The sequence below is a fragment of the Saccharothrix sp. NRRL B-16314 genome (genome assembly GCF_000716595.1).
GTDB lineage: Bacteria > Actinomycetota > Actinomycetes > Mycobacteriales > Pseudonocardiaceae > Actinosynnema.
The window spans coordinates 1-211 of record NZ_JNXC01000271.1 but is presented as its reverse complement, the minus strand read 5'-3'; the positions used below and the strand labels follow the sequence as shown (position 1 = coordinate 211).

Sequence of the window (211 nt, the reverse complement as noted above, 5' to 3'; positions counted from 1 at the left end):
GCTGGAAGGCTTAACTACCGGGTTCGGAATGGGACCGGGTGTTCCCCAACCGCTATGACCACCGAAACACTATGAAATTACCAACCCGTAGGCACCAGAACCCAAACCCTCTAAGAGGCTTGGACCTGATGGTCCGGTTCGGTTCTTTCAGAACCGCACAGTGGATGCGTAGCGTCTTCATGACAAGTCCTCGGCCTATTAGTACCGGTCA

General features: G+C 54.0%; 1 rRNA gene. It reads right to left on the bottom strand.

What is annotated here, in order from left to right:
• Window positions 1-66, bottom strand: a 5S ribosomal RNA gene (rrf, locus tag OQ02_RS39965); the annotation flags it as partial.
• Between the last annotated feature and the right edge of the window lie 145 nt (window positions 67-211).